Annotated in this window: 17 protein-coding genes and 1 pseudogene; all 18 read left to right on the top strand. The window is 36.7% G+C overall.

Annotated elements, in window-relative coordinates:
• Positions 1–281: pseudogene (locus P3R27_RS13990) on the top strand (DUF1071 domain-containing protein); the annotation flags it as partial.
• 5 nt (positions 282–286) lie between these two features.
• Positions 287–973 (top strand): putative HNHc nuclease, encoded by a 687-nt coding sequence (locus P3R27_RS13985; RefSeq protein WP_301357554.1) that lies wholly within the window; start codon positions 287–289, stop codon positions 971–973.
• Positions 974–991: 18 nt separating this feature from the next.
• On the top strand, positions 992–1,954 hold the full coding sequence (locus P3R27_RS13980; protein ID WP_301360285.1) for a phage replisome organizer N-terminal domain-containing protein: 963 nt from the start codon (positions 992–994) through the stop codon (positions 1,952–1,954).
• Positions 1,944–2,102 (top strand): hypothetical protein, encoded by a 159-nt coding sequence (locus P3R27_RS13975; RefSeq protein ID WP_301360283.1) that lies wholly within the window; start codon positions 1,944–1,946, stop codon positions 2,100–2,102. The genes P3R27_RS13980 and P3R27_RS13975 overlap by 11 nt, the downstream gene beginning before the upstream one ends.
• Positions 2,102–2,422: a hypothetical protein gene (locus tag P3R27_RS13970; protein WP_301360282.1), complete on the top strand. Its 321-nt coding sequence runs from the start codon at positions 2,102–2,104 to the stop codon at positions 2,420–2,422. The genes P3R27_RS13975 and P3R27_RS13970 overlap by 1 nt, the downstream gene beginning before the upstream one ends.
• Complete coding sequence (locus P3R27_RS13965; RefSeq protein ID WP_301357503.1) at positions 2,409–2,912, top strand: hypothetical protein; 504 nt, start codon at positions 2,409–2,411, stop codon at positions 2,910–2,912. Before P3R27_RS13970 ends, P3R27_RS13965 begins: the two co-directional genes overlap by 14 nt.
• Entirely contained in the window at positions 2,909–3,316 is a 408-nt protein-coding gene (locus P3R27_RS13960) for a hypothetical protein (RefSeq protein WP_301357504.1), read from the top strand. Before P3R27_RS13965 ends, P3R27_RS13960 begins: the two co-directional genes overlap by 4 nt.
• Before the next feature lie 6 nt (positions 3,317–3,322).
• Entirely contained in the window at positions 3,323–3,544 is a 222-nt protein-coding gene (locus tag P3R27_RS13955) for a phosphocarrier protein HPr domain protein (RefSeq protein WP_301357505.1), read from the top strand.
• Between the two features lie 11 nt (positions 3,545–3,555).
• Entirely contained in the window at positions 3,556–3,687 is a 132-nt protein-coding gene (locus P3R27_RS13950) for a hypothetical protein (RefSeq protein ID WP_254905403.1), read from the top strand.
• The gene (locus tag P3R27_RS13945) at positions 3,684–4,190 is read left to right on the top strand and encodes a YopX family protein (protein WP_301357508.1); all 507 of its coding nucleotides are present in this window, start codon (positions 3,684–3,686) and stop codon (positions 4,188–4,190) included. The genes P3R27_RS13950 and P3R27_RS13945 overlap by 4 nt, the downstream gene beginning before the upstream one ends.
• A complete protein-coding gene (locus tag P3R27_RS13940) occupies positions 4,187–4,384 on the top strand; it encodes a hypothetical protein (RefSeq protein WP_301357509.1) in 198 nt (65 codons plus the stop codon). The genes P3R27_RS13945 and P3R27_RS13940 overlap by 4 nt, the downstream gene beginning before the upstream one ends.
• A gap of 13 nt (positions 4,385–4,397) precedes the next feature.
• Positions 4,398–4,601, top strand: coding sequence for a hypothetical protein (locus P3R27_RS13935; protein ID WP_301357510.1), 204 nt, complete (start codon positions 4,398–4,400; stop codon positions 4,599–4,601).
• A complete protein-coding gene (locus P3R27_RS13930) occupies positions 4,598–4,918 on the top strand; it encodes a hypothetical protein (protein ID WP_301357511.1) in 321 nt (106 codons plus the stop codon). The genes P3R27_RS13935 and P3R27_RS13930 overlap by 4 nt, the downstream gene beginning before the upstream one ends.
• Positions 4,915–5,247, top strand: a complete 333-nt coding sequence (locus tag P3R27_RS13925) for a nucleoside triphosphate pyrophosphohydrolase family protein (protein ID WP_301357512.1) — start codon at positions 4,915–4,917, stop codon at positions 5,245–5,247. Before P3R27_RS13930 ends, P3R27_RS13925 begins: the two co-directional genes overlap by 4 nt.
• 15 nt (positions 5,248–5,262) lie before the next feature.
• Positions 5,263–5,781 carry a DUF1642 domain-containing protein gene (locus tag P3R27_RS13920; protein WP_301357513.1) on the top strand — a complete coding sequence of 173 codons (519 nt, stop codon included), beginning with the start codon at positions 5,263–5,265 and terminating at the stop codon, positions 5,779–5,781.
• Complete coding sequence (locus tag P3R27_RS13915; RefSeq protein WP_301399103.1) at positions 5,771–6,061, top strand: hypothetical protein; 291 nt, start codon at positions 5,771–5,773, stop codon at positions 6,059–6,061. Before P3R27_RS13920 ends, P3R27_RS13915 begins: the two co-directional genes overlap by 11 nt.
• Entirely contained in the window at positions 6,058–6,510 is a 453-nt protein-coding gene (locus tag P3R27_RS13910; RefSeq protein ID WP_301399102.1) for a hypothetical protein, read from the top strand. The genes P3R27_RS13915 and P3R27_RS13910 overlap by 4 nt, the downstream gene beginning before the upstream one ends.
• Positions 6,511–6,675: 165 nt before the next feature.
• Positions 6,676–6,969 carry a hypothetical protein gene (locus P3R27_RS13905; protein ID WP_301357579.1) on the top strand — a complete coding sequence of 98 codons (294 nt, stop codon included), beginning with the start codon at positions 6,676–6,678 and terminating at the stop codon, positions 6,967–6,969.
• Positions 6,970–6,971 lie beyond the last annotated feature (2 nt).

Here is a 6,971-nt window from a genome sequence, read left to right as displayed (position 1 = left end):
ATGGGTTAGGATTACACGTTTATCAAGGGGAAGATATTCCAGCTCCGCCAAAAATTGATACAAAAAAATTGAATATGCTTGAAGAAATAATTAATAACTTTAATGGAGAAATGGGCGAAGATATGGTGCCTACATTAATCGAATTTGTTAACGAACAGACTGTTAAACGGAATCTAATTGCTGAGAAAGTAAATGCTCTTGAAGATTTAACTTATGAACAATGCGGATTGATGGAAAGAGCAATTGCTAAAAAACGAAATGAATTAAACAAGAAGAAGTGATGTAAGTGTTTAATTCATTAATTGATTCCTATTCAGCAGTTCTTAGAAAGTTCAAAGGAAAAGACATTGCCGCAACAATCAACGAAGAAGTAAACATCGAACGTTTAAGAACAATGTACGAAGGCTATGAAGGTGATCGGATCATTGAAGTGCGTTTTATCGATCCACGTCGCTTCACAGCCCAACAAAGAAACTTCATCTATGCGCTCATAGGGGATATATTCATCGATACAGGCACACCAACGGACTTCTGGAAGGAATTCTTCTACTTTCGTTTTGAAGGTGTAACAGGGCGAAAAATAAGCCTCAAGGACGAATCGGATACAACCGTGAGCGATGTAAATATCCTAGCAAATATCATCTTAGATTTCATCTTTGAACATCATATTCCATTCAAAGAAGGTTATGAGATTTTACCAGCTAATCAAGAATACTACTTGTACAAGTGTATTACGAAAAGAGTCTGTTGTATCTGTGGAAGAACAGGAGCTGACATTGATCATTTTGATAAAGCATTGGGTAGACGGAAACGTAAGAAAATTGATCATTCAGAATACACTTACGCAGGACTTTGCAGAATACACCATACAGAAAAACATCAAATCGGTGTCACTAATTTTAAGAACAAGTATCAAATCAAAGGGATTAAGTTGAATCAAGAAACAATCAAGAAATTGAATATCGGCGGATAAGAAAAAGGTGGTATTGAATTGTCAGACAAACAAAAGAAACGTTATTACTGGCTCAAATTAAAAGAAGATTTTTTTGAAGAAGATACTATCGAATGGTTAGAGGAACAACCTAACGGTAAGGAATATTGCTTGTTTTATCTAAAACTCTGCCTCAAATCTTTAAAAACAGAAGGTCTATTAGTTAGAAATGTAGGAAATTTAATGATTCCCTACGATCCTGAATCCTTGGCAAGATTGACAAGTTCAAATGCAGACACAGTGAAAGTCGCTATGGATCTATTCAATAAAATTGGGTTAATAAAAATATTAGATAGTGGAGAGATATATCTCAACCAACTAAGCGAATTAGTAGGTTCAGAAACAGAATATGCAAGACAAAAACGAGTTCAAAGAGCAAGGGAGGACAATGTCCAGAAGTTGTCTGGAAAAGGTCGCCCAGAGTTAGAGAAAGAGTTAGAGAAAGACAAAGAGTTAGAGAAAGACAAAGACATAGAAAAACAAGATGCTCCTGAATTAAAACAGTATTCGATTCAAATATATTCGTATATTGAAAAAAATGGGTTTGGTAGTCCTTATGGGAATACCATGGGGGATAATATCAATTTTTGGTTAAAAGACTTGGAAGAAGCAGGCCTAACCATTGAGCAAGCAGATGCTTGGATGATCCATGGTGTAAATACAGCAATTGAAAATAATAATCGTCGATGGAATTATCTAGAAGGAATCCTTAAGAATCGTTTTAATAAACGACTATTTAGTAAATCTGCCATTGAGGGAGAAGAAGAAATGCGAAAAAGTCAGCAAGTAAAATCTATAAGTCGGAATTATCAAAAAAATGTCCGTCGTGAGAAATTACCAGAATGGGCAAATAAATCGCAAGAAGAAAAAGAACTTGATCCACAACAAAAAGCAGAAATCGATGCACGTTTCGAAGCATATTTGGCACAGAAAGCCCAAGAGGAGAAGGAAAATGACTGTTAACCAACTTATTGCACAACTTGAAATGATGCGTGTCGAAGAGTTAAGACGAAGTTTAGCTTATGACGATGAGTGGCTCAATGCGTTCCATACGGGACGTGAGAGCGCACTAGCACACGTACTAAAAATAATATCGGAGGCTCAGGAATAATGTTAGATATGCGAATAGAGGACTATCGGATCACAACTACAAGCGATTGCAAAAATATCGTTCTCTCACGTGTCGTACGTGATGAGTCTGGAAAGATTCAATATACCGAAAATGCTAAAGGCGAGCAGGAAGAATCGACTTCCTTTATTGGTTACTATCAAACACTGACTATGTGTTTAAGAGCCATACAGCGTGACTACGTGCTGAGAGAAGGTCACGTGATAAAAAGTATTATCGAGTATAAAAAGGCGCTTGAGCGTATCACTAGACAGTTTGAAGAGGTATGCACAATCGAAGGAGGATCGAATGAGTTTATCTAAGCAAGAAAAACGTTTATATCGAAAAAAGATGATGCAGATAATGAGAGGTCGATCCGTTGAGGATCTAACAGACGAAGAGCTTAAGAAGGTTCAGGTGATACGAGGCTTCATTGATTATGACACTATGGACGACTCACACCCTCTGCAAAAGATGAATTTTGAAACATTCACTTATGAAGATTATAAGAGACTACTAAAAACTGGTTACACTGTCAAAGCCATTAAAGAAGCACTTGGCGTTGGTGGTTCTGTTTGGGCCAAGTGGCGTGAACAAAATATTCCAGATGAAGAAAAAAATCAATATATAAAAAGAAATCAAAAAAGGAAAAGAATCGCCGTATATCACGATGGAAAAATCTTAGTTCAGGGATTATGTGAAGATATCGGTCGGGAGCTAGGATTGAATCCCAGCACGATATATACGTATGCGAAAAGGGAAACGACAGACGTTAAGAAGCGAACATTCAAATACATGGAGGAAGAAAAATGAAATTAACATCAAATTTTAAATTAATCGAATTAGGTACCCAAGAAAGAGAACCTAGCGTGACTCTATCAAAGTATGGCTTGAATTTTAGCAAATCTGCAGCAGCATGCTTAAAATATTCCGAATATGCGTTACTTTACTTGAATGATAAAGAACGAATCATTGCGCTTGTACCCACCAATAAAGGAGAAAAAGGTGCTATACGATTTTATCGACCTAATAACAAGACGACAAAGAATCCAACAATCAAGAGTGAACGTTTTATTGCAGTAATCGGCAAATTATGTAAATGGGATATTGAAAATAAATCATATTATTTAAAACCGCAATTTTTAGAAGGTGGAAAAGGGATCTATCTTGACTTGAATGACGCTGTGGAAAGAGAAAGACGCAGATTTGGGAGGTAGGAAAGAATGGTCGGATTAACAATATTTTGGTGTGTAATTGGCGGAATCCTATCATTGGTGGGTTTCTATTTTATCAATCATAAGAGTAAAAACCAAAGAGACTACACAGTACTAGGAGTCGTTCTACTCGCTATTGGAATAATGGTGGCAGTTGGAGCACAACTAAACATTTATATAAATGGCACGCAAGAAGATTTGGTACGGTTTATGTTTTGGATGAAAGATTAGGAGGGCAGCAAATGAAACGAATATCGATCAGTAAAGTCATACGTCACTTAAGAAGCTATCTGAACGTGTACGCTACTGGAGAAGAGCGAAAAGGCATAGAAAAAGCTATTACTATTTTTGAGAGTATGGAGGAAGAGAAATGATACCGAAGTTTAGAGCATGGGATAAACAAACACACCGATTAACAAATGTTCTAGTTATCGATTGGCTTAATGAATTGGTGGATTTAGAAGGTGGACGAATTGACCGCCAATTTGATGAAGTTGAACTCGTGCAATCGACAGGGCTGAAAGGATATATGGATGATTCATTCAATGATGACGGAGAGAAAGAAGTTTTTAAAGGCGATGTAATTGATATCTTTTGGGAGGAATATGTAGCAGGATTCTACCAAGAAAATCATTTGATGGGAGTTGTTGATTTAGATGAAACTGGAACAGCTTGGATAATTAACAAGGCTAAATATGATTATCACAATCCGCAGACAATACCAAACGAAATAGATGGAATGTCAATCTCAAGAAGTTTACCAACCGAAGATGATTTAGAAGAGGTATTCTTGCACGCATTCAATTTAACCGCTGATGATATAACTATTTTAGGCAATATATACGAGAATCCGGAATTGTTGGAGGGTGCAAAATGAAAGCAAAAGAAATAATACCAATCCTGCAACTGAATCCAGAAGCGGAAGTCTTAGTATCAACCGTAGATTATTACGAAAAGAGTTTTCAAGATGCCGGATATGAAAGAGGATCTAGCCAAGAGGTTTTATGCGTAAGTCTTAATAAGCGATCTGGGATCATTTATTTAGAAGGCGGAGAAGAGAGAAAGATTTAAAGGGGGAAAGCGAATGGAAGCATGGGGGATAACGTCAGGTAATCTAAACGGATGGTACACAGGTGAAAAATACATGTTTCAAGGTGATATATATCCAGTGACAGGAAACAAGCAAGAAGTTAAACGATACACCAGTAAAAAAAGAGCCGAAAACGCAATTAAAGCTTTAGATAAAACACTAGCATGGGATTACAACTGGGAGATTAAAGAGATATGAATAAACAATTATCCTTCTTGAATTTTTCTACTAATCTAGAAGATTACTTAAAAAATGAAAATGTCACGATTAGTAAAAAATTGAGTAAATCCATTAACAGCAAAGGTTTTAGAATGCTCATGTACAAAGGGAAAAGGTTATGCTACATCGAATTGAAGGAATTCGATGAATTTATAGGGTTATCTATACGAGAGCCTAGCGACTGGCAAGGTGTATATATTCCATGTTCACCATACGACGTCGATAAAATAATTAATCAAGCCGTAAAAAAATTTATTAAGGAAATAAGTAATTCGGAAAAGGAGAAACAAAAATGAAGACAATTAAACAATTACAAAAAGAAATACATGAGAATGCTGTAAATCATGGTTGGTGGGATGAAGAAAGAGAGTTCGGAACATTGATCGCTTTATGTCATTCAGAACTATCAGAAGCACTAGAAGAATCTAGAAACGGTCACGAGTTAAACGAAACTTACATGGGCGAAAACGGAAAACTTGAAGGTGTACCATCAGAACTGGCTGATGTAGTTATCAGGATCATGGATATGTGTGAAAGTTATAAAATTGATCTGCAAGAAATCATTGAACGTAAACATGAGTTTAACAAAAGCAGACCTTACAAGCACGGTGGAAAGAAATTCTAAGAAGGAGGAACAGCGATGAATGAACTAATTGAAAAACTACATGATTTATTAGATAAACAAGAAGATATCAACGTCGTTTTAGGAATTGAAAGAGCAATTGACTTAGTGAAAAGCTCAGCGCCAAATGTACCGCAGGAGCCTGTCGTGCCGGAATTTGTGGCTGAATATTTAAATTATTGCATAGGTCAGGAATGGACTCTTTCAACAGCGTTGAATGCATATGATAACAAGTTAATCGGAACAATGCATCAAGCAGCGATGTGGCTAGATGATACCATGAATCAAAATACATTTGCGCACGCTTGGCTATTTGGCTACGAGGTCGAGAAAGAGCCGTTATATACCGTCAATTTACCCTCTGTAAACGACCGCGCTTTGGCTTGGGATGAGATCAATGAAGCGTTTGTAGTTGTCACTAGATACCTTACAGAACATCGTTACGAGCTTACTGAAAAGGAAATTAAAAGATACGATGAGCGTTATTGGTCGTTTGCTGTACCTGTGGAAGAGGTGGCGGACAAACATGGAATATAAAAAGAGACCAGCAATTGTAGAAGCAGTGCAGTTCAACTCTAGTTATTCAAAAAATTGGAAAGAGTGTCATGATTTCATCGGTGGTTTTAGTGGCGAACGTAATTTTATTGATGAAACTTGGCGTGAAAAAAATAGAAGCGAAAGAATACCTTGTGTTTCCACAGACGATGGAATAAAACAACTTACTAATAAAGATTACATTGTAATAGATGAATTTGGAAACTTCCATATATATAAACCAGATGTATTTGAAAAAATGTATGAGGTGGTAGAAGGATGAGTGAATTAACTAAAGAATTAGAACAAGATAAAGCTTTTATAGAAAAAGTCGCAAACAGAATCTATTCAGATACGGATGATATAGAAAGCGTTATGTCAGAGCCTGAATGGATTTGTAAAATGACTGATATAGCTGATAAATATATCACACGTTTTGAGGCATCTTATAATTTTGCTAATAATCTTGCGGACGAACTATTAGCTTCTAATATCCAACTCAACGACAACCAGAAAGTCGTGTTTGATTTTCTAAAAAATGAATTCAAAAGAAATGATCTTCAATTTACGTTGTGGAGTTTCACAGAAGATGTCTATGAAAGATTAGAAATAGGCGTTAGCTCGTTGCCTCATGTAGAAGCATGGGGCAAACTGAAAGAAAAACAAAAATTCGAAGTCCTAACTGTATTCGCTCAATGGGGATTGGAACAGGAGGCCGACAATGAGAAATAAATACCCGGGCTATTGCTATCGATGTGGCGGCTTCGTTGATCGTGGTAAAGGACATTTCGAGAGGAAAAACGGATATTGGAGGATCCAGCACGCAGATTGCGCAATCAAATATCGAGGCACTAAAGTTCAAGGAAATGGGCAACGACCTAAACAGGAGGAATCGGAATGAAACTAAAAGACGGATTTTACACTGATACTTATGGAATTGGTGGCTTGATGATGGATCTACCAACCAAAAATCCTATTAAGCAAGAGGAATCAGAATTTAAAGTCGGCGATATGGTTCGTTGTACAGCAGAAGAGTTCATTTATCCAATCAGAGGGTATGTAGAAAGTGTGTACAATCATTCAGCAGTTATTCGTATTGAGAATACGATGGAGTGTGACAAAGAACTAGCAAAGAGCAAATCGAATGTTGCAGTGGCTCGATTAGTGGATATGGAAGTTATAAAAGCTTAGTT

The organism is Enterococcus spodopteracolus, assembly GCF_030441955.1.
In the GTDB taxonomy this organism is placed as follows: Bacteria; Bacillota; Bacilli; order Lactobacillales; family Enterococcaceae; genus Enterococcus_B; species Enterococcus_B spodopteracolus.
The sequence above is the reverse complement of the archived record's forward strand: the minus strand, read 5'-3'. Positions and strand labels throughout refer to the sequence as shown.